Origin of the sequence: Tenacibaculum insulae (assembly GCF_964512435.1) — a bacterium.
GTDB classification, from domain to species: Bacteria; Bacteroidota; Bacteroidia; order Flavobacteriales; family Flavobacteriaceae; genus Polaribacter; species Polaribacter insulae_A.
Genome location: NZ_OZ208512.1, coordinates 405,938 through 426,903, shown reverse-complemented (window position 1 = coordinate 426,903; position 20,966 = coordinate 405,938). Strand labels below are relative to the sequence as shown.

At 29.6% G+C, this 20,966-nt stretch carries 23 protein-coding genes and 3 tRNA genes; 11 read left to right on the top strand and 15 right to left on the bottom strand.

Features of this window, described 5'->3' with window-relative positions; translation table 11 throughout:
• Positions 1-15: 15 nt before the first annotated feature.
• The gene (locus tag ACN5J5_RS01910; RefSeq protein ID WP_418645669.1) at positions 16-1,191 is read right to left on the bottom strand and encodes an acetyl-CoA C-acyltransferase; all 1,176 of its coding nucleotides are present in this window, start codon (positions 1,189-1,191) and stop codon (positions 16-18) included.
• Between the two features lie 105 nt (positions 1,192-1,296).
• Between ACN5J5_RS01910 and ACN5J5_RS01905 the strand changes: the two genes are divergently transcribed.
• From ACN5J5_RS01905 to ACN5J5_RS01885, 5 genes are all read left to right on the top strand, one after another.
• A complete protein-coding gene (locus tag ACN5J5_RS01905; RefSeq protein WP_418645668.1) occupies positions 1,297-3,339 on the top strand; it encodes an HD family phosphohydrolase in 2,043 nt (680 codons plus the stop codon).
• Positions 3,340-3,434: 95 nt separating this feature from the next.
• Positions 3,435-3,518, top strand: a tRNA-Ser gene (locus ACN5J5_RS01900).
• 16 nt (positions 3,519-3,534) lie between these two features.
• Positions 3,535-3,609 (top strand) — tRNA-Pro (locus ACN5J5_RS01895).
• Positions 3,610-3,638: 29 nt separating this feature from the next.
• A tRNA-Arg gene (locus tag ACN5J5_RS01890) sits at positions 3,639-3,712 on the top strand.
• A gap of 179 nt (positions 3,713-3,891) precedes the next feature.
• Positions 3,892-4,257 (top strand): Arm DNA-binding domain-containing protein, encoded by a 366-nt coding sequence (locus ACN5J5_RS01885; protein WP_418645667.1) that lies wholly within the window; start codon positions 3,892-3,894, stop codon positions 4,255-4,257.
• Positions 4,258-4,503: 246 nt separating this feature from the next.
• Here the strand turns inward: ACN5J5_RS01885 and ACN5J5_RS01880 are convergent, their stop codons facing one another.
• From ACN5J5_RS01880 to ACN5J5_RS01845, 8 genes are all read right to left on the bottom strand, one after another.
• Positions 4,504-5,202, bottom strand: a complete 699-nt coding sequence (locus tag ACN5J5_RS01880) for a response regulator transcription factor (protein WP_418645666.1) — start codon at positions 5,200-5,202, stop codon at positions 4,504-4,506.
• A 10-nt stretch (positions 5,203-5,212) separates the two neighbouring features.
• The gene (locus ACN5J5_RS01875) at positions 5,213-6,778 is read right to left on the bottom strand and encodes a sensor histidine kinase (protein WP_418645665.1); all 1,566 of its coding nucleotides are present in this window, start codon (positions 6,776-6,778) and stop codon (positions 5,213-5,215) included.
• Positions 6,779-6,887: 109 nt separating this feature from the next.
• Complete coding sequence (gene coaE, locus ACN5J5_RS01870) at positions 6,888-7,478, bottom strand: dephospho-CoA kinase (protein WP_418645664.1); 591 nt, start codon at positions 7,476-7,478, stop codon at positions 6,888-6,890.
• On the bottom strand, positions 7,478-8,401 hold the full coding sequence (locus ACN5J5_RS01865; RefSeq protein WP_418645663.1) for a CdaR family protein: 924 nt from the start codon (positions 8,399-8,401) through the stop codon (positions 7,478-7,480). The genes coaE and ACN5J5_RS01865 overlap by 1 nt, the downstream gene beginning before the upstream one ends.
• An 85-nt stretch (positions 8,402-8,486) precedes the next feature.
• A complete protein-coding gene (gene yajC, locus ACN5J5_RS01860; RefSeq protein WP_418645662.1) occupies positions 8,487-8,807 on the bottom strand; it encodes a preprotein translocase subunit YajC in 321 nt (106 codons plus the stop codon).
• Complete coding sequence (locus ACN5J5_RS01855; protein ID WP_418645661.1) at positions 8,807-9,274, bottom strand: DUF1573 domain-containing protein; 468 nt, start codon at positions 9,272-9,274, stop codon at positions 8,807-8,809. The genes yajC and ACN5J5_RS01855 overlap by 1 nt, the downstream gene beginning before the upstream one ends.
• 42 nt (positions 9,275-9,316) lie before the next feature.
• Complete coding sequence (gene nusB, locus ACN5J5_RS01850; RefSeq protein ID WP_418645660.1) at positions 9,317-10,255, bottom strand: transcription antitermination factor NusB; 939 nt, start codon at positions 10,253-10,255, stop codon at positions 9,317-9,319.
• A gap of 77 nt (positions 10,256-10,332) precedes the next feature.
• A complete protein-coding gene (locus tag ACN5J5_RS01845; RefSeq protein ID WP_418645659.1) occupies positions 10,333-11,433 on the bottom strand; it encodes a Glu/Leu/Phe/Val family dehydrogenase in 1,101 nt (366 codons plus the stop codon).
• Between the two features lie 161 nt (positions 11,434-11,594).
• Here ACN5J5_RS01845 and ACN5J5_RS01840 point away from each other — a divergent pair, with 161 nt between their 5' ends.
• Positions 11,595-13,349: an ABC transporter ATP-binding protein gene (locus tag ACN5J5_RS01840; RefSeq protein ID WP_418645658.1), complete on the top strand. Its 1,755-nt coding sequence runs from the start codon at positions 11,595-11,597 to the stop codon at positions 13,347-13,349.
• An 81-nt stretch (positions 13,350-13,430) separates the two neighbouring features.
• Positions 13,431-13,793, top strand: coding sequence for a PUR family DNA/RNA-binding protein (locus tag ACN5J5_RS01835; RefSeq protein WP_418645657.1), 363 nt, complete (start codon positions 13,431-13,433; stop codon positions 13,791-13,793).
• Positions 13,794-13,917: 124 nt separating this feature from the next.
• Here the strand turns inward: ACN5J5_RS01835 and ACN5J5_RS01830 are convergent, their stop codons facing one another.
• The 3 genes from ACN5J5_RS01830 to ACN5J5_RS01820 form a co-directional block, all read right to left on the bottom strand.
• Positions 13,918-14,052: a hypothetical protein gene (locus ACN5J5_RS01830; protein ID WP_418645656.1), complete on the bottom strand. Its 135-nt coding sequence runs from the start codon at positions 14,050-14,052 to the stop codon at positions 13,918-13,920.
• A gap of 105 nt (positions 14,053-14,157) precedes the next feature.
• A complete protein-coding gene (locus ACN5J5_RS01825) occupies positions 14,158-15,204 on the bottom strand; it encodes a chorismate-binding protein (RefSeq protein ID WP_418645655.1) in 1,047 nt (348 codons plus the stop codon).
• 16 nt (positions 15,205-15,220) lie between these two features.
• Entirely contained in the window at positions 15,221-15,637 is a 417-nt protein-coding gene (locus tag ACN5J5_RS01820) for a PaaI family thioesterase (RefSeq protein WP_418645654.1), read from the bottom strand.
• 57 nt (positions 15,638-15,694) lie between these two features.
• On the opposite strand from ACN5J5_RS01820, the gene ACN5J5_RS01815 reads away from it, so the two are divergent.
• Entirely contained in the window at positions 15,695-16,192 is a 498-nt protein-coding gene (locus ACN5J5_RS01815; protein WP_418645653.1) for an IS1096 element passenger TnpR family protein, read from the top strand.
• A 3-nt stretch (positions 16,193-16,195) separates the two neighbouring features.
• Complete coding sequence (locus ACN5J5_RS01810; protein ID WP_418645652.1) at positions 16,196-16,816, top strand: L-threonylcarbamoyladenylate synthase; 621 nt, start codon at positions 16,196-16,198, stop codon at positions 16,814-16,816.
• A gap of 357 nt (positions 16,817-17,173) precedes the next feature.
• On the opposite strand, the gene ACN5J5_RS01805 is transcribed toward ACN5J5_RS01810, so the two are convergent.
• From ACN5J5_RS01805 to ACN5J5_RS01795, 3 genes are read right to left on the bottom strand one after another with little or no spacing between them, the layout of a single operon-like run.
• Positions 17,174-18,172: a glycosyltransferase family 2 protein gene (locus ACN5J5_RS01805; protein ID WP_418645651.1), complete on the bottom strand. Its 999-nt coding sequence runs from the start codon at positions 18,170-18,172 to the stop codon at positions 17,174-17,176.
• Between the two features lie 31 nt (positions 18,173-18,203).
• Entirely contained in the window at positions 18,204-18,755 is a 552-nt protein-coding gene (locus tag ACN5J5_RS01800) for a nucleotidyltransferase family protein (protein WP_418645650.1), read from the bottom strand.
• Positions 18,756-18,763: 8 nt separating this feature from the next.
• On the bottom strand, positions 18,764-19,207 hold the full coding sequence (locus ACN5J5_RS01795; RefSeq protein WP_418645649.1) for a type I restriction enzyme HsdR N-terminal domain-containing protein: 444 nt from the start codon (positions 19,205-19,207) through the stop codon (positions 18,764-18,766).
• Between the two features lie 17 nt (positions 19,208-19,224).
• On the opposite strand from ACN5J5_RS01795, the gene holA reads away from it, so the two are divergent.
• Positions 19,225-20,226 (top strand): DNA polymerase III subunit delta, encoded by a 1,002-nt coding sequence (gene holA / locus ACN5J5_RS01790; protein WP_418645648.1) that lies wholly within the window; start codon positions 19,225-19,227, stop codon positions 20,224-20,226.
• 73 nt (positions 20,227-20,299) lie between these two features.
• Positions 20,300-20,965: a hypothetical protein gene (locus ACN5J5_RS01785; RefSeq protein ID WP_418645647.1), complete on the top strand. Its 666-nt coding sequence runs from the start codon at positions 20,300-20,302 to the stop codon at positions 20,963-20,965.
• Position 20,966 lies beyond the last annotated feature (1 nt).

Here is a 20,966-nt window from a genome sequence, read left to right as displayed (position 1 = left end):
AAAATGATTAAAAAATTAAACTCTTTCAATTACCATTGCACTAGCACCACCACCACCGTTACAAATACCAGCAGCTCCTATTTTAGCGTTGTTTTGTTTTAGGATTGATGTTAAAGCGATGATAATTCGTGCACCAGAAACACCTAATGGATGTCCTAATGATACTGCACCTCCATTTACATTTACTTTATCAGCAGATAAACCTAATATTTTCATATTTGCCAATCCAACTACAGAAAACGCTTCGTTTAATTCGAAATAATCTACATCGTTAATTTCAATTCCTGCTTTTGCTAAAGCTTTAGGTAATGCTTTTGCTGGCGCAGTTGTAAACCATTTTGGTTCGTGAGCAGCATCTGCATATCCTGTAATTTTAGCTAAAGGAGTTAAGTTTAATTCTGCAGCTTTTTCAGCAGACATTAAAACTAAGGCAGCTCCACCATCATTAATTGTAGATGCGTTTGCAGCCGTTACAGTTCCTTCTTTTGTAAAAGCAGCACGTAAAGCAGGAATTTTTTCCATTTTTACGTTTTTATATTCTTCGTCTTCAGAAAAAATAATAGGTTCTCCACGACGTTGAGGTATTTCTACCGGTACAATTTCATCAGCAAATTTACCTTCGCTCCAAGCTTTTGATGATCTGTTGTATGATTCGATAGCAAATGCATCTTGATCTTCTCTAGAAAAATTATATTCATCGGCACATTCATCAGCACAAACTCCCATTGCTACTTTTTCGTAAGCATCAACTAAGCCGTCTTTTTGCATACCGTCTTCCATTTTTACAGGGCCAAATTTAGATCCTGTTCTTGCGTGTTGGTAATGAGGAATCATACTCATGTTTTCCATACCACCAGCTACAACGATTTCGGCATCGCCTAAAGCAATTGTTTGAGCCGCTAACATGATAGATTTCATACCAGAAGAACAAACTTTATTTACTGTAGTACATGGTACTGTGTTTGGTATTCCAGCAAAAATAGCTGCTTGACGAGCTGGTGCTTGACCAACTCCTGCAGAAACTACATTTCCCATAAAAACTTCTTCAACCATTTCTGGTTTTAAGTTAATTTTATCTAAAGCACCTTTAATAGCTACAGCACCTAATTTTGGTGCAGGTGTAGTTGATAAAGTTCCTAAAAAACTACCAATTGGTGTTCTTGCAACCGATACAATTACTACTTCTTTCATATATTTGGGTATATTGTGTTAAGATTTCTTTTGCGAAAATAACCATTTTATAACAAGTACTCAAATAATAGAGAAAGGTTATATTTACATTTTTAAATATAAAAAATGAGCAGTTTTATTAATAAGTTATATAAAAATAATGCGATTATTTATAAGGTCTTATTGTTTTTAATTACCGTAGTATCTATCGTGTATTTATTTCCAAAAGGAGGTCAGTTTAAATATGATTATCCGCAAGGAAAACCTTGGCAGTACGATAATTTTTACGCTCCGTTTGATTTTGCGATTCAAAAAACATCAGAAGAAGTAACAGCAGAAACACAAGAAATAGAGTCTAGTGTAAAAAAATACTTTGTTTACGATGAAGAAGTTGAAAACGAGGTTTTAAATTTATATAAAATCAAAATGGTTTCTTCAAAATCTTTATCGGTTAACGATATAGAACTTTTAAATAAGCAAGGAAGAACTATTATAAAAAAAATATATAAGTACGGATTTTTAGATGAAGAAAGTGTTGCTAGAGCAAATAATGAAGAGTTAATTGTTTTACGAAAAGGAAATTCGATAGATGATATCTCTTTTTCAAAATTAGTACAATCTAAAGATATTTTAAAAATCATTTCAGATAATACAAAAGAGGTTAGTATTGGTGTTAAAAACACGCTTTTAAGCTATTTGTCAGAAGTACTTAAGCCTAATGTTGTTTTTGATACAAAGTACAGTAGTAAGGAGTTAAATGAGGCGTTAAAGAATATTTCTTTTGCAAAAGGAAAGGTATCAAAAGGAGAGTTAATAATTCTTAAGGGAGATATTGTAGAGGGGAGGAAGTTTAATGTTTTAAAATCATACGAAAAGGCATCAAGCTCGCAACTTTGGTCAAAATCTAACTATTATTGGATTGTTTTCGGATACACATTATTGGTCGCTTTGGCTTTGCTAATGTTATTGCTTTTTCTTCAAAAATATCGTTTTGAAATATTTAATGATAATAATAAAGTAACCTTTATTTTTTTCAATGTTTTTTTAATGATTTTTGTGCAAACATTAGTTGTTAAATACAATTCAGAATACCTGTATGTGGTTCCGTTAAGTATTTTGCCAATTATTTTAAAAGCTTTTTTTGATGCCAGATTAGGCTTGTTTACGCACGTGTTAACAGTGCTGTTATTAGGTTTTATAGTGCCAAATAGTTTTGAATTTATTTATTTACATATTATTGCGGGTATTGTAACGATATTGACGGTTTCGGAATTGTATAAAAGAGCTAATTTGTTTATTTCGATAGGGCAAATTACATTAATTTATATGATTACTTATTTTGCTTTTTCTATTTTAAAAGAAGGGAATGCAGATAAAATAAATTGGATGTACTTCGGATTATTTGCCGCGAACGGATTGTTATCATTCTTAGCCGTATTTTTTATTTATTTTTATGAAAAACTATTCAACTTAGTTTCTGATGTTACGCTGTTAGAATTATCAAATACAAACTCAAAACTATTAAGAGATTTAAACGAAAAAGCACCAGGAACTTTTCAGCATTCAATGCAAGTTGCAAATTTAGCCGAAGCCGCAGCAAATGAAATAGGAGCTAATTCGATGTTGGTAAGAACAGGAGCTTTGTATCATGATATTGGTAAAATGGCAAATCCAATGTATTTTATAGAAAATCAGCATACCAATGTAAATCCGCATAACGATTTGTCACCAAGAGATAGTGCGCGTATAATTTTAGATCATGTTATAAAAGGAATTGAAATAGCAAAGAAAAATAAGTTGCCAGATAGAATTATCGATTTTATAAGAACACATCACGGAACAAGTGTTGTGTATTATTTTTATAAACAAGAGTTAGAAAATAATCCAGACGTTAATATTAAGAAATTTCAATATCAAGGGCCAATTCCATTTTCGAAAGAAACAGCTATTTTAATGATGTGTGATGCAGCCGAAGCGGCGTCTAAAAGTTTAAAAAATCCAACAGCACAATCCATCGATGATTTAATAGATAAGATTGTAGATAAGCAAAAAAATGAAAATCAGTTTACAAATTCAGATATTACGTTTAGAGAAATAGAAAAAATAAAAAAAATTATTAAGAATAAGTTAATGAGTATCTATCACTTACGTGTTGAGTATCCAGATTAAGATATTTTTTTATTAAAAAAGCTTGTGAAAATAAATATCCAGTTGTATATTTGCACTCGCAATTTTTAACTCTTAGTTTTAAGGGTTTTTAATTAGGAGAGGTGCCAGAGTGGTAATGGAGCAGATTGCTAATCTGTCGACGGGTGACTGTCGCCAGGGTTCGAGTCCCTGTCTCTCCGCAATAAAAATTGCACTCGGGGTGTAGCGTAGCCCGGTCATCGCGCCTCGTTTGGGACGAGGAGGTCGCAGGTTCGAATCCTGCCACCCCGACACTGTTTTCGTAGAAACATAAAAACTACGGGCTCGTAGCTCAGCTGGATAGAGCACCTCCCTTCTAAGGAGGCGGTCATAGGTTCGAATCCTATCGGGCTCACTTAAAGCTTCACTAGAAATAGTGAGGTTTTTTTGTTTTTATAGGTTTTGTAGTGCTTGTAGTGTGTTTTAGTAGTCTTTTTAATATTTCAATAAACTTACAATTTAATTAATATATGCCTTCTTAAGGTATTCTAAAAGTACCCCACTTTTATCAAAAGTACCCCAAAATTAAAAATTATGAATCAATTTAAATTAAGTGTTCTTTTTTATCTTGATAAGATGAAATTGAATAAAAAAAATCAATGCCCTGTAAAATGTAGGTTAACATTTTTAAAAACTAGAAGACAATTTTCTACAGGTCTTTTTGTAAACCCTGATTATTGGAATAGTAAACAGCAGTTAGCTAAACCTCCCAATAAACAAAACAATATTACCAATACACATTTGAGCCTTATTAGTCAGAAGATTAATGAGGCTTTTTTATTGCTTCAAATTTCATCAGAAGATTTTGATGTAGATGATATTTACAGCGAGACCCTTTTAATTTATATAAGAATAAGAAGTATAAAACTAAAATTATTTATCTATCAGTTGAAGAATTAGCTAAGCTTTAAAAATATGAATTCAATCGATCAAGATTACGGAAAGTAAAGGACTTATTTGCGTTTTGCTGCTATACAGGGTTAGCATATCAAGAGGTGTCAACTTTGATAATTGAAATTTCAAAATTAAAAAATAAGTTATAAATGACACTATCCTATAAATTGTGTAAATTTATAGGATAGTGTCTAGTGGTTTAATTCTGAGTTTTTTTTGAAAAAAGTATAACTATTTTAAAATAAGACCTTTCTACGCTTTTTCAATTAATCTAAAGCCCTCACCATGAATATTAAGAATTTCAACTCCTTCATCGCTCTTTAAATATTTTCTAAGTTTAGCAATATAAACATCCATACTACGAGAGGTAAAGTAATTGTCATCTCTCCAAATTTTAGTTAATGCCAATTCACGAGGCATTAAATCGTTTTTATGAACGGCTAACATGCGTAATAACTTACTTTCTTTTGGAGAAAGTTTTTGAGCTTCTTCTCCGTTAAAAGAAAGGTGACGCAGTTTTGAATTAAAATCGAATTTTCCTATTTTAAATTCAAACTCATCAGAATCACTCGATTTTTCGTTTTCTTTACGTTGTAAAATGGCTTTTATTTTATGTAATAAAACTTCAGAATCGAAAGGTTTATTTAAATAATCGTCTGCACCAACTTGATAACCTCTTAAAACGTCTTCTTTTAAAGTTTTAGCGGTTAAAAAAATAATAGGCACTTCTTTGTTTGTTACACGGATGTCTTGCGCTAATGAAAAACCATCTTTACGAGGCATCATCACATCTAAAATACATAAATCATATTCTCCATTTTTAAACATGATTAATCCGTCTATCCCGTCTTTAGCATGTGTTACATTGTAATCGTTTAATGCTAAATAATCTTTAAGTACTGTTCCGAAATTCGGATCGTCTTCTACTAATAGTATTTTTTTACTTCCCATTTTTTTAATTTTATATTAATGGTAATTTTACTGTGAATAAGCTCCCTTTGCCTTTTTCACTTTCAACATGAACGGTTCCTTGGTGGTTGTCTATTATTTCTTTTACATAAGCTAATCCTAAACCATGACCTTTTACGTTATGTATATTCCCTTTATGTTCTCTGTAAAATTTATTAAAAACATATTTTTGAGCATTTCTACTCATTCCAATTCCTTCGTCTTTTATTTTAAAGATAAAGTATTTATTTGTGTTTTCTGTGTAAACATCTATTTTAGGCGCTTCGCTTGAATATTTTAAAGCATTTTCTAGCATGTTTACAATAATGTTTGTTAGATGAAACTGGTTTCCAAGTACTTCTGTAGATATAGCTTTAAAATGCGATGTTACGCTTCCTTTTTTATCATCTACTAATAATTGTATATGTTCAATAGCTTCTTCTATAGTGTCGTGCATATCGGTAGCATCCTTACTAAGATCTATCTGATTTTTTTCTAATCTAGAAATTCGTAATACATTTTCTACTTGCCCGTGCATGCGTTTATTCTCTTCTCTAATCATTTGTACATAACGCTGCACCTTTTCTTTATCGGTTATAATTTTAGGGTTTTTAATAGCATCTAAAGCTAAATTAATGGTAGCAATAGGTGTTTTAAACTCGTGCGTCATGTTGTTAATAAAATCTGTTTTTATTTCAGAAATTCTTTTTTGTCGAATTAATTGATATAAAGATGCTGAAAAAGCAGCAATAATAATACCAATAAAAAGTAATGATAATCCTAAGATCTTCATCATTCCTGATAATAAGTTTTTACGCTCGTTAGGAAATTTTACATATAACTTGTATTTACTTGTACCATTATCGTCTGGAAATAAAGTATGATACGCGTCGTTTGGTTGCGTGTTGAAATAACCAGATTTTAATTGAGTAGCTAAACCATCTTCATATACACAATATTTAAAATTTTGAGTTATATTCATTTTACCTAACTCTTCTCTTATCGTGTTGTTTAATTCTTGATTACTTATGCGTTCGTTTATAGGATAAATTTTATTACGCTGAAGCAATATATCTTCAGTAAGTCGTCTATTAAACTGTGGGTAAGTTTTTATGGTTGAAAAACTGTTTTCTTCTATAAAAGAGTTAAAATCTTTATTGGTAGATTTAATTATTTGTGATGAATAAAAATCTTGTTTACCCGTATAGCGCTTAACGATAACAGAATCATTGTTTACAAAATCGCTTGGCATTTTTATACTCTCAGCTAAAAGAGTTGTACCAAATGTAAATTTTCTTTTATTAGTAGTGTCTATCTGCTGAAATAGGTAAGTGTTTATTTCTGCTTTAGAAACAAACTTTCTATCATTAAGAAATTCTTGATTGTTTTGAATAAATTCAGCGTACTCTCTATCTTTAATCTTTTCAGATGTTCGCGCTAATGCAATTTTTACATTATTGTCAAATTGTTGCTGCTTGTTTTTAATCGCATCTTTTATCCAATATACCTGAACAGATATAATTCCGATTAAAGAAATACTCATTAAAACAACAATAAGAATAAATATTTTTTTACCCATCGTTCAAAAATAAATTATTAAAGCGAAGAGGTATTCGCTTTTAACTTAGATTAACAAAGTTACTGAAAAATTAAGATAATTTTAACAAATAAATTTAATAAACGATAAGTTATTTAGATTTATTTGTTAAAATATTATGAATTCGTAACGTTTGGGTTTTGGATTTAGAAAGTGTACTGTTTTCAATAATATAATTTGATTGTAATGTTTTTTTAGTCTCATTCCATTGATTTTTAATTCTACTTTCAACAGCAGCAATCGTTGAATTGTCTCTTTTTAAAACACGTTGAATTCTGATGTTTTTAGGAGCAGTTACAGTAATTATTTTATCACAAAAAATATTGCTTCCATTTTCAAATAAAATAGCATTTTCATATAAAATGTAATCTTTATCAGTGTTTTTAGAGATAAAATCTTTAAAATGGTCATTTACAACAGGATGTACAATAGTATTTAAAATTGTTAACTTTTGTTTGTCGTTAAAAACAATATTAGCTAAGTAAGGTTTGTTAAGTTTGTTGTTAACATAAGTTTTATTGCCAAATTCAGAAATTAGTTGAGCTTTAATTTTAAGAGAAGAGTTCATTAATTTTTTAGCCTCATCATCAGCAATATAAATAGCAATGTTTTTAAATTTCGTAAACATTTTTACAATAGTTGATTTTCCGCTACCAATACCGCCTGTTAAACCTATTACCATTATTTGTGTATTAAAAAATCTATCTTTTTAGGAACCATTCTAACAATATTAACCGAGTCTGGTAATTTTGTTAATTTGGGTGTTAAAAACGAATCGTCGTTAATTTTAGATTGTTTGTAATCACATTCTATTTTAAAAGAATTGATGTTTATTTTGTTAAATTTTTTTAAACCTACTTTGTATATTATTTTTACTTTTTTAGGAAATATATTTATCTCTTTCGGAGCGTTTTTTACTAAAATAGGTACTTCTATTTCTCCTTCAGTAAATTTATCAACAATAATATTTATTTCTGCCGAAGTAATATTTGTTTTGATACTTTTAGGTATAACAATTGTAGCTTCTAGTTTAGTGTTTTCAGAAACGTTATTTAAATTGATTGCTTCTAAACTTAAAAATTCAATTTCGTCTAACAAAGATTTCTCTCCTGAAATTAATACTGTGTTAGGTTTTATTGTAATTGGTGTTGATAAATCGTGCCCGAGTTGAAAAGTAATATCTAAATCGGTTTTTAAAGGGACTTTTTTTGAGTGTAAAATACCTATTTGAATAGGGATACTATCTCTTTGAATACTAATTAATTTTATTCCCGATTTTAATTGATGTTGTACCTCTGAGTGTAATTTTTTAGTTAAAAAAAAGTAATTGGTAGCAGATTTATTACTCAGTTTTTCTAAATTTAATTTTATAGCACTATTGGTTAAACTGGTAGAAATTAATTTAAAACCACTTCCTTTTACAAGTAAAGGAATGTTTTTTATAGGTGTATTAATTATGGTTTTTTCAATAGATAAGTTGGTATACACTACATCAATATTAATTTCTGTGGTGTATTCTTTTGACAGGTTTATAAGCATCCAAAAGAAAATGGAAGCGAATAAAAAACCAAAAAAGGTTTTAGGAATGTTAAAAGTTTTTTTCAATTTGTAATTATAATATATAATGCAATCTACATAAAAAACAAAAAAGAGAGCTTATTAGCTCTCTTTTTTATAATAAATACAGTACTTATTTTTTAGTTTCTGTATTGTATTTTTTGCTTAATTCCATTGAAATAGCTGAGCGTTCAAACTTAATTTTACCCGCACCAGTTTCAATAATAATAGTGTTGTCATTATCATTAATTTCAACAATTTTACCATGAATACCACTACTTGTAACTACTTTTATTCCTTTTTTAACGGTGGTTTGAAATTTCTTTTCATTTTTTTGACGTTTCATTTGTGGACGAATAATCAAAAAATAAAAAACACCAATCATTGCAACAAAAGGCAACATGTTCATAATGCTTTCTTGTGTACTAGCTTGTAAAAAAATGGTTGTAAACATTATACGGCTTTCTTTTTAGGAGTTACCATACCAGTAATTTTAATTACTTCTCTACCTTTTTCAGTATTTGTAGTTAAAGTAATTGATTTAGATTGTCTGTTTGGTTTTCCGTTGGTGTTAAAACTAACTTGTATTTCTCCAGTTTTTCCAGGAGCAATAGGTTTTTTAGGCCATACAGGTACTGTACATCCACAGCTAGCTTTTGCATTTGTAATTACTAAATCAGTTTTACCAGAGTTGGTTACTGTAAAGGTAGTTTTTACAACTTCACCTTCGTTAACTGTTCCAAAATTATACTCTTCTTTATCAAAAGAAATAGAGGCAGAACCTGCACTAATAGAAGAATCTCTTTTTTCTGCATTTACCACATTTTCTTTATTTACTTTAGATGATGCATTTCCTTGTCCACAAGAAACTAACATTCCTGTTGAAAGTATAAATGCAATTGCTACTGCTATTTTCTTCATTTTAAAATATTTTGATTTAATTTTCGTAAAAATAATAATTTTTTATAATAAACCTCTACCTATTTTCACCATCTTATTTTCGGCTAAATAATCTTTTGATAATTTATCTAAAACACCGTTGATAAAATACCCACTTTTGTTTGTAGAGTAGTCTTTTGCTACTTCAATATATTCATTAATACTAACTCTTGTTGGAATTGAAGGGAAGTGTAAAAACTCAGTAATTGCCATTTTAATAATAATCATATCAATTCCTGCAATTCTATCAGCTTCCCAGTTAGGAGTTTTATCAATAATATCTTCTTGATATTTGTGTTGATTTAGTACTGTTTTTGTAAATAAATTAGAAACAAACTGTTTGTCTTCGCTATCCTTATACAAACTTCCTAAAATAAACGGGTTTTGAGGTTTTTGCTTGTTTAAAGATTTAACAATCCAAGTGTTTACAAACGGAATGTCATCTACCCAAGAAATCATTTTATCTTCAAAATAATCTGCTAGTTTTTCGTTAGGTGCAACAATTTGTTTAAAAAAATCAACAACAAAAGTTTTGTCTACCTGATAAGAATCATCAGCAGTACTCATGTATTTTTTATACAAATCACTATTTAGTAATTCATCTAAAATAATTTTTACATACTCGTTGTCAAGTTTCCAATAGTTAAGTTTATTAAGCTCAACATATCCTTCTAAACTAACACTTTCGTTAAGTAGATTGATAAGTTTATTGTTAATAAATTTAGTGTTAGGATTTAACTCTTCTTTGGTAGCTAATATTTTCTTTTTAGATAGTTCTGTTCTCTTATGAGCTAATTTTTGAACTTCAACTAGTAATTGAAGATTAAGTACATATAAATCATACATTTTTTCAATGCTATGTTTTAAGAACTTTTCTTCTTTTACAATATCATCACTTTGCGATTGTAGCATTGCATAAACCGACTGCATTACTTTAACTCGAATATGTCTTCTGTTAATCATTTTAAAGAACTTTAAAAAAAAGAGCGATAGAAATTATTTCTAACGCTCTGCAAAAGTAAAACTTTTTTATTTTTTATCTAGCTATTTTGCTCTTTTTTACGAGCATCAATTCTTGCTTGTGCAATATTAAAAGCAGCTTGATGTGTTGTTATGTTTTCTTTATCGGCTAAGTTAAAAATATCTAAGGTTGTGTTATAAATATTTTCGGTTCTTTTTAAGCTTTCCGCTTTGTCGTAACCAGCAATTTCAGCATATACATTTATAATTCCACCAGCGTTAATTAAAAAATCAGGAGCATAAGCAATACCTTTTTCTCTTAATAGTCTACCATGTTTTAACTCATCAGCTAATTGGTTATTTGCTGCACCAGCAATAACTTTAGCTTTTAATTGAGCAATACTTTCGTCATTTACAGTTGCACCTAAAGCACAAGGAGCATAAATATCTATATCTAAACCATAAATATCATTACCTAATACTACGTTAGCACCGTATTTTTTACTTAATTCTTCTAAACGAGCTTCGTTAATATCATTTAAAATAACTTGAGCACCTTCATCAGTAATATGTTTTACTAAAGTTTCGCCAACATGACCAACACCTTGAACTAGTACTTTTTTACCATCTAAGTTTTCGGTACCGAAACGATATTTAGCAGCAGCTTTCATACCCATATAAACACCGTAAGCAGTTACAGGTGATGGATTTCCAGATCCTCCGATTGCTTCAGAAACACCAGTTACATGAGGTGTAACCTCTCTAATAACATCCATGTCGCGAGTTTCCATACCAATATCTTCAGCAGTAATGTATCTTCCACTTAAAGAGTTTACATATTCACCGAATTTACGCATTAAAGCGTCATTTTTTTGAGTTTTTGCATCACCAATAATAACAGCTTTACCACCACCAAGGTTTAAACCTGTAATTGCCGATTTATATGTCATACCACGAGATAAACGTAATACGTCATTAAGAGCATCCCATTCACTTTTATATTGCCACATTCTAGTACCTCCTAAAGCAGGTCCTAAAGTTGTATTATGAATACCAATTATTGCTTTTAAACCAGTATCTTCGTCGTTACAAAAAACGATTTGTTCGTGATTGTCGAAAGATAATTGACCAAATACAGGGTCGTTTTTAAGGTCTTTAGTATCAATGATTTCTGATGTCATTTGTTTTGTTTTTTAATTCGCGATTGTTTTAATAATCACAAAAATTCGAGCACAAAAGTAAGAAATCGTTAAATCATAAGCAAAAAAAGAGGTCTTAATTATGTTATCTTTAACATGAAGCCCTTGTGAATAGCGAAATTTAACTAAAAATATTTTTACCATTGAAAGCATTAAAATATCTTAATAAATACTTTTTAAAATATAAATGGCGATTATTATTAGGGGTATTAATTACAATATTGGCTAAAATACTTACGCTTAAAATTCCTGATTTAGTTGGCGATTCGTTAAATGTTGTTGAAGATTATCAGTTGAAAAAAATAACAGATATATCTGAGGTAAAAACAGTTTTGTTAAACAATATTTTACTAATTGTAGGAGTAACCTTATTGGGTGGTTTTTTTACTTTTTTAATGCGACAAACTATTATTGTAATGTCTCGATTAATAGAGTTTGATTTAAAAAATGAAATATATCAGCAATATCAACGATTATCAATCAACTTTTATAAAAAAAATAGAACGGGCGATTTAATGAATCGTATTAGCGAAGATGTATCTAAAGTACGTATGTATTTTGGGCCTGCAATAATGTATACTTTAAATATGTTAATTTCTTTCGTTATTGGTTTTTCTCAAATGTATGCAATTTCGCCAAAGCTTACCTTATATACTATGATACCGTTTCCTATTTTATCGGTTTCTATTTTTGTGTTGAGTAAGCAAATTAACAAACGAAGTACAATTGTACAGCAATATTTATCAAAATTAACCACATTTAATCAAGAATACTTTTCAGGAATAAATGTAGTTAAATCGCATGCAATAGAAAGCGAGGTAATTGCTTCTTTTGATGAAATTGCAGATAAAAGCAAGGAGAAAAATATTGACTTATATAAGGTACAAGCCTTGTTTTTTCCTTTAATGATTTTATTAATAGGAATTAGCAATATAATTGTATTGTATATAGGAGGGAAGCAATATATTGCTGGCGAAATTCAATTAGGAGCCATTGGTGCGTTTGTAATGTATGTAAATATTCTTACTTGGCCAGTAGCAGTAGTAGGTTGGGTAACATCTATGGTGCAACAAGCAGAAGCTTCGCAACAACGAATTAATGAGTTTTTAGAGCAAATTCCTGAAATAAAAAATACTACAGATAGTACCACAAGTATTCAGGGAGAAATTGAATTTAAAAAAGTGTCATTAACTTACGATGACACTAATATTACGGCTTTAAAAGATGTAGATTTAAAGATTAATAAAGGAGAAACTTTGGCTATTTTAGGTAAAACAGGTAGCGGTAAATCAACCATTATAAATTTAATTTCACGTTTGTATGATGTTACGAATGGAGCGGTGTTAATTGATGGAAAAAATATTAAAGACTGTAATTTATACGATGTAAGAAATCAAATAGGTTTTGTGCCTCAAGATCCTTTCTTGTTTTCAGACACGATACAAAATAATATAAAGTTCGGAAAAGAAAATGCAACGGAAGATGAAATTATAAAAGCAGCTAAAAATGCCGTAATTCACGAAAATATTATCGATTTTAAAGAAGGATACAAAACTATTTTAGGTGAAAGAGGAGTTACCTTATCTGGCGGACAAAAACAACGAACGTCTATTGCAAGAGCAATTATTAAAGATCCTAAAATATTAATTTTCGACGATTGTTTATCAGCTGTAGATACCGAAACAGAAGAGCAAATTCTTTCGAATTTAGAAAAAGTTTCTAGCGATAAAACAACAATTATAATAAGTCACCGAGTTTCATCAGCAAAAAATGCAGACAAAATTATTGTTATGGATGAAGGAAAGGTTGTTCAGCAAGGTGTTCATAATCAATTAATAGCGGTTAATGGTTATTATAAAGAGTTGTACGAACAACAACTTTTAGAAAAAGAAATGTAGTGTTTCGTATTGCCAAATCAATTATTTTGTTAGATTTGTTGAGCAATTTTAAGTAAACAATTATTATTTAAGAAACGAACTATGAGCGAGAGAGAAAGAGTTGAACAAGAAGAAATTTTTTCACAAGTTTTAAGAGCCGGAAGAAGAACTTATTTTTTTGATGTAAGATCTACAAAGGCTGACGATTACTATTTAACAGTAACTGAAAGTAAAAAATTTACACATGATGATGGATCTTTTCATTATCAAAAACATAAAATTTATTTATATAAAGAAGATTTTTCTGACTTTAAAGAGATGTTAAATAAAGCAACAGATTTTATTGTAAACGAAAAAGGATCTGAAGTAATTAGTGAGCGTCATCAGAAAGATTACAAGAAAGAAGAAGTGGTAAATGAAACTTCGGCAGAAAGTTTTACAGACGTTTCTTTTGACGATATTTAAGCAGAAGAAAAACTGCAAGTATAAACTAAAACACAAATGATATTTGTGTTTCGGTTAATACTAGTAAAATCAATTCAAATTCAATTTACACAGAAAAGCATCAATCTTTTAAGATTGATGTTTTTTATTTTAAAAGCCCTTTTGACTCGTTTATATTTTTAAAAGTAAGTTCGGTAAGTTGTTTTTGTGTTAAAATTCGACCAACTTTACTGTTTAATTTAAGATGATAGTTGTTTGTTTTTAGTAGTTTTTCTTTCATATAGTCAAGTTTTAATAAACTCATATATAACCAAACAAGCACTGGTTTTCAGTAAGATGATTTAAATACAAGGAAAATCTTTTTTATATAAGGTGTTTTTCCCTTTTATAAAACTTTTTTCATAGTTTTTGTTTTGGCAACGGTTTCTTTCCATTCCTTTTTAGGATTGCTTTCTTTGGTAATACCGCCACCAACAAAGATATAAGCAGTATTTTTTTTAATTTCCATACATCTTAAATTTACAAAAAGCTCAGAGGTGTTTTTATCGTTTACAGCTATATTTAATTCACCTAAAAAACCGGTGTAATAACCTCTGTCATAATCTTCCGATTTTAAAATAAATTCTTTTGAAGGCTCTAAAGGTAATCCGCAAACAGCAGGAGTTGGATGTAGTTTTTGTATTAAAACAGAATTTTCAGTAGCTATTTCTCCAGTTATAAGCGTTCTTAAATGGAGTAAATTACCAGCTTTTATGGTTTCTGCATTACTTTTTTCTGTTTTTTTACAGATGGTCGAAAGTTTATCAGTAATATAATCAGTAACAAATTGTTGTTCTTCAATTTCTTTAGGTTGCCAAGAAACAGTTTCAGAATCGTTAAAAACTTGTGTGCCTGCTAACGACATTGTTTTAAAACGATTATTTTCAATTTTAACTAGAGTCTCAGGAGTTGCTCCTGCCCACAATCCAACTTTAGGATGAAACCATAAGTAAGTAAAGGCATTCGGATAATTTATAAGAAGCTTTTTTAAGGTTTTAGTGGCATTAAAATCGGTAATATTTACAGTTTCTTTTCTTGATAAAACTACTTTTTTAAACAGGTGATTATTTATCGCTTCAATTCCTTTTTTAACGAGGTTGCAATGTTTTTCTTCGGATGAGTTATCAGTTGTAAAAATAGTATTATCATCAATTTTAAGGTCTAAATTAATTTTTTGTTCCTCAAAAAAAGATTGATTTTTAGGTAGTAGAATAACATCATTTTTAGCATCAAAAGGCGCAAAAATAAAGCCACTTTCTGTGTAGTTATCAGAAGTATATAAAGTATTGTTTTTTTGAAACCATCCTTTTAAAATAGTAGAGTTTGGTTTGCGATACACTACAAACGGAAGGTTGTTTTCTAGCGTTTTTGCTATTCTTAAAAATATATCCAAGCTAAGTTTTTTTTAATTATTTTTTATCTAAAACAATGTTGGTAATTTTACACAAAGAGATCAAGTTATTTTGTTCATCAACAATTTTAACCTCCCATAAATGAGTCGTTTTGCCTTGATGTATCGCTCTTGCTGTAGCAAAAATTACTCCTTCTTTTTTACTTTTTAGATGATTAATACTTAGTTCTATTCCTTTAACAATTTTAGTCGAATCATTTAAAAAAAAAGCCGAAGCAGAGCTACCTACAGTTTCTGCCAAGGCAGCCGTTGCGCCGCCATGTAAAATTCCGTAAGGTTGATGTACTTTTGAGTTTACAGGCATTTTTGCGGTTAAAAAATCATCACCAACTTCAGTAAACTCAATTTCAAGAGTTTCCATTAAAGTATTTTTGTTGTAACTATTAAGTATTGCTAAAGATTGTTGCTTGTTCATTTAATTAAAAATTATCATTCAAAAATACGTATTTTTGTGACGACTAAAAATGATACAATGTATAAAGTACGTGTAATATTAGATACTAAAGAAGATGTTATTAGAACACTGGTTTTTAACGAAGCAAAATCATTAGAAGATTTACATTTTGATATTGCCAAATCGTTTGGTTTTAACGGACAAGAAATGGCTTCTTTTTATCGTACCGATGAAGATTGGAACCAGGGCGAAGAAATTCCGCTATTTAATATGGCAGAAGCTGGCGAAGAAGTATCAATGGCAACCTGTGTTTTAAAAGAAATCTTACCAAGTATAAACGACAAGCTAATTTACGTGTATGATTTTTTACAAATGTGGACGTTTTATGTTGAAATTGTTGAGCAATCTGATGAAATAATTACAGAGTCTAAAATAATTTTAACCGTTGGTGAAATTCCTGATGAAGCACCCGAAAAAGAGTTTAAAGCTGATACTTCTACAGACTTAGACGACGATTTTAATGATAATTTTACAAGTTTCGAAAATATAGACGATTTCGATTTTGATAATTTTTAAGACATGGCACAATTCATAAAACTGTACAACGACAATCCAAACCCTAAGGAAATTGATAAAATAGTAAAAGTTTTACAAAATGGAGGTTTGGTTATTTATCCAACGGATACAGTGTACGGATTAGGCTGTGATATTACCAATACAAAAGCGTTAGAAAAAATTGCAAAAATAAAAGGCGTAAAGCTAGAAAAAGCCAACTTTTCTTTTATTTGCAACGATTTAAGTCACCTATCAGATTATGTAAAACAAATTGATACCGCTACTTTTAAAATTTTAAAAAGAGCCTTACCAGGACCTTATACTTTTATTTTGCCAGGGAGTAATTCTTTACCAAAAGTGTTTAAAAAACGTAAAACGGTAGGTATTCGTGTGCCAGATAATAATATTGCCCGTACAATTGTGGCAGCTTTAGGCAACCCAATCGTATCAACATCTATTCATGATGAAGATGAGGTTATTGAGTACACAACCGACCCTGAATTGATTTTTGAAAAATGGCAAACTAAAGTAGATCTTGTGGTTGATGGCGGTTTTGGAGATAATTATGCATCAACAATTATAGATTTAACAAACGGATCGCCAGAAGTAATTAGAGAAGGAAAAGGAAGTTTAGATATTTTATAAACAATTCCATCACTTAAGAATACTCTTTTTTATTAGAAGCAATTTCCCGCTTTCCGCACTCGCTCTCTGCGAGGAGCTCAAACAAATGCTACAATCGGGGCTAAGCTATTTTATAAAGTTTTGGTATTTTATTTAACGTAGTTTTTAGTAATGTTATTCCGATATAACATCAATCTGAAATTCGAAAGAACAACAAGTTCAGTTTTACGAATTTTAACTCGTGCAAGTAACTTTTAATTTATATGAACGTCATTCCGAATTTATTTCGGAATCACATCCTACAAGGCAATCATTATATAAATCGAAATTAAACCAATTTAGTTTAAGAGTCTTTAATTACGGGGAGTAAGAATACTTTTATTTCAGTTCATTAAATTGAGTTCTACCTAAAGCATAACACTGCCAAACAACAGAAGTGTGTTTGTTGTAGTTTGATTTTTGTTGCAGTTTTTGTCTTTTCTTTAAAAACTTAAAAAAGTTTGCGTAAAAACTAAAATGCGCTTTTATAATTGCAATTGTATGCATCGGTTTTAGTTCAATCAAAAATTTTACACCCGCAATTCCGTCTAAAACTAATCGAGAAAAAATAAGAATAAAAACGTTAGCAGTTGGTACGTTTTTTAACAAGTTTAATAAACTATTTCTAAAATTTAAATACGTTTTTTTCGGATTTACAGCCTCTAAGGTTGCACCACCAACATGATACACCGTTGAGGTACCTACATATTTAATATCAAAACCTTTGTTTTTTGCGCGCCAACATAAATCAATCTCTTCTTGGTGTGCAAAATAATCTTCATCAAAACCACCTAGTTGGTGATATATTTTAGAGCGGATAAACAAACAAGCACCCGATGCCCAAAAAATATCAGCAATATCATTAAACTGTCCGTTGTCAGTTTCTAGATGATTAAAAATACGTCCGCGACAATACGGATAGCCATATAAATCTATAAATCCGCCACCAGCACCCGCATATTCAAATTTCGATTTATTTTTAAAATCTAAAATCTTAGGCTGAATAATAGCTGTGTTTTCTTCTTTTTTAAAAGTGCTTAAAATAGGAGTTAACCAGTTTTTTGTAACTTCAATATCCGAATTTACCAAACAATAAATATCGGCATCAATATGTTGTAAAGCATCATTATACCCTTTTGCATAACCACCGTTAATACTGTTTTTTACAATTTTTACAGTAGGATAATTTTGCTTGATAAATTGAATAGAATCATCAGTCGAAGCATTATCGGCAACATAAACTTCGGCTTCTTGCGAGCTAAAATTTACGACCGATGGTAAAAATTGTTCTAATAACTGTTTACCATTCCAATTTAATATAACGATTGCTGTTTTCAAGAGTGCGAATTTACGTTATTAATATTATTTTTTATGCGTAAAAAATATGTAGTTTAGGCCAATTGTTTTGCCAAGATTTATTTTTAATTCTTTTATGGTATATTTCTAAATCAAAATGTGGGGTTGGTTTTACAATAAGATTGAATAAATCTTCTAAACCATGTGGAGCAATAATTTGAAATGTGTTATCTATATTTAGTTTTACAGCAATAGCAGTTGCTGTTTCTGGCCAAAAAGAAACAGCATGGTAACAGTTATTATAATGAGGCTGCTTATTACGAATATGCATACGCGCTTGGTTTTTTACAGACCAATTTACTGTTGAATTAATATTATTCAATTTTTGTTCAAGCAATATATCTATCTTTGGCGAGCAATTTTTGGCATTGAAATAAATAAGATCAATATCATTTAAAGAGGTTCTAGTTTTATGATGTTTATAATCCCAAACTTTATTTCTAATAAAACCGGCACCAATCCAACAATCAGGAAGATTCAAACTCCTAACAGTTTTTAAGATGTTGAGCATCCACTCATCATTTTTGATTATTTCAATCAACTCTAAGGTTAAGTTTGGTTTCATGAAATAAATTATTGATAATCAGGGATTTCTTTTAAAAAGATATAGGTTTCATTTTCTTTATCAAGCTTACAAAAATAATGCTGCAATCCGTTGGTAACAACTAAGTAATTGGCATCTAGTTTTAAATTATAACGGGCAATTTGATCAAAAGTATCTTGCCCTATTTTAATTTTCGGAGCCTTACATTCTACAATAATATTTGGCGTTCCATCCGAAGAAAAAATTACAATATCTGTACGTTTTTTTAAGTTGTTTATGGTTAGTTGTTTTTCAAGAGCAATTAACGAAACAGGATATTTTTTTTCATCAATTAAAAACTGTACAAAATGTTGACGTACCCATTCTTCTGGAGTTAATACCAAGTATTTTTTTCTCCATTTATCAAAAATAAGCGTCTTATTTTCGTTACTTTTGAGCTTGAATGTATAGCTAGGAAGATTGAGTTTTTGCATAATTCAAAAGTAACAAAATGAACGAAATTAAATCTATCATATCCGATATAAAAGGAGGGAACTTAAAACCTATTTATTTTTTAATGGGAGAGGAGCCTTATTATATTGATAAAATATCAGATTATATTGAAGCAAATGTACTTGACGAATCTGAAAAAGGATTTAATCAAGTGGTAATGTATGGTCGTGATGTTTCGATAGATGAGATTATGTCGTCTGCAAAACGTTATCCGATGATGGCGGATAAACAGGTGATAATTGTAAAAGAAGCGCAAGATTTAAGTCGTACAATTGATAAGATTGAAGCCTATGCTGCAAATCCGCAGTTAACAACCGTTTTGGTGTTTAATTATAAATACAAAAAGTTAGATAAGCGAAAAAAATCATACAAAACAATTGCTAAAAACGGACTGATTTACGAGAGTAAGAAGTTGTATGAAAATCAAGTTGCTGATTGGATTCGCAGAGTTTTAGGTGGAAAAAAGTATAATATAGAGCCAAAAGCTTCACAAATGTTAGTTGAGTTTTTAGGTACTGATTTAAGTAAAATTTCGAACGAATTAGATAAGCTTACTTCAGTTTTACCAAAAGACACCATTATTTCCGATAAGCATATTGAAGAAAATATTGGAATTTCTAAAGATTTTAATAATTTCGAATTGCGTAAAGCTGTCGGACAAAAAGATGTGGTAAAAGCGAATAGGATTATAAATTATTTTGCTCAAAACCCAAAGAATAATCCGCTAGTAATGAGTATTTCATTGCTTAATAGTTTTTTTACACAGCTATTAATGTATCATGGTTTAAAAGATAAATCAAAAGCATCAGTAGCTAAAAATTTAGGAGTAAATCCGTATTTTGTAGACGATTATAGTTCTGCCGCAAAAAACTATCCGATGCGAAAAGTGTCGCAAATAATAGGTTTGTTAAGAGAAGCAGATGTTAAAAGTAAAGGGGTAGGAGCAAACCAATCTCATAAAGATATTTTAAAAGAATTGTTATTTAAAATTTTACATTAAGTAAAACTTTCTTGTCATTTGACAAGTTTTAATAAAACAAGCAATTGTATTTTTGATCTAAAATATTAAAATCATGACTCCAGATTTACCACTTTACATCTCAATTTCTTTTTTAATAATAACAGCTTACGTAATTTTTGCATTTGTAAAATCTAATCAAATAAAAAAGAATACACTTCCTATAATATTAGGTTGGTCTTTGCTTATTTGCATACTAGCTTATAATGGTTTTTATGATTATAAGGATAGTGATATGTTTTCAAAATTTCCGTTTGTAATTATACCACCGGCATTATTTATAGTGTATTTAATTAGAAATAAATTTTATAAAAATAGAGATATACGATGGAGTATAGCGGTGCATATTGTTCGTTTTCCGGTTGAGTTACTATTGTTTCAATTTGCAATTAGAGAATTAATACCAATGGAAATGACATTTAAAGGTTGGAATTTTGATATTATTCCAGGTGTAACGTCTATTTTATTATTAATTTGGATGAAATACAAAAATGTAAATAGAAAACTATTGTTAGGATGGAATATTTTGGGATTAATATTTATCCTATTTATTTTAACTAATGGATTTTTATCACAAGAAATGTTATATCAAAAATTTGGTTACAGTGTGCCGAATACAGCAATTACGTATTTCCCTACCATATTGTTAGGAGGTGTAATTGTGCCAATTGTAATTTATACACATATTTCAGATATTATTTTATTAGCAAAAAAATCATAAA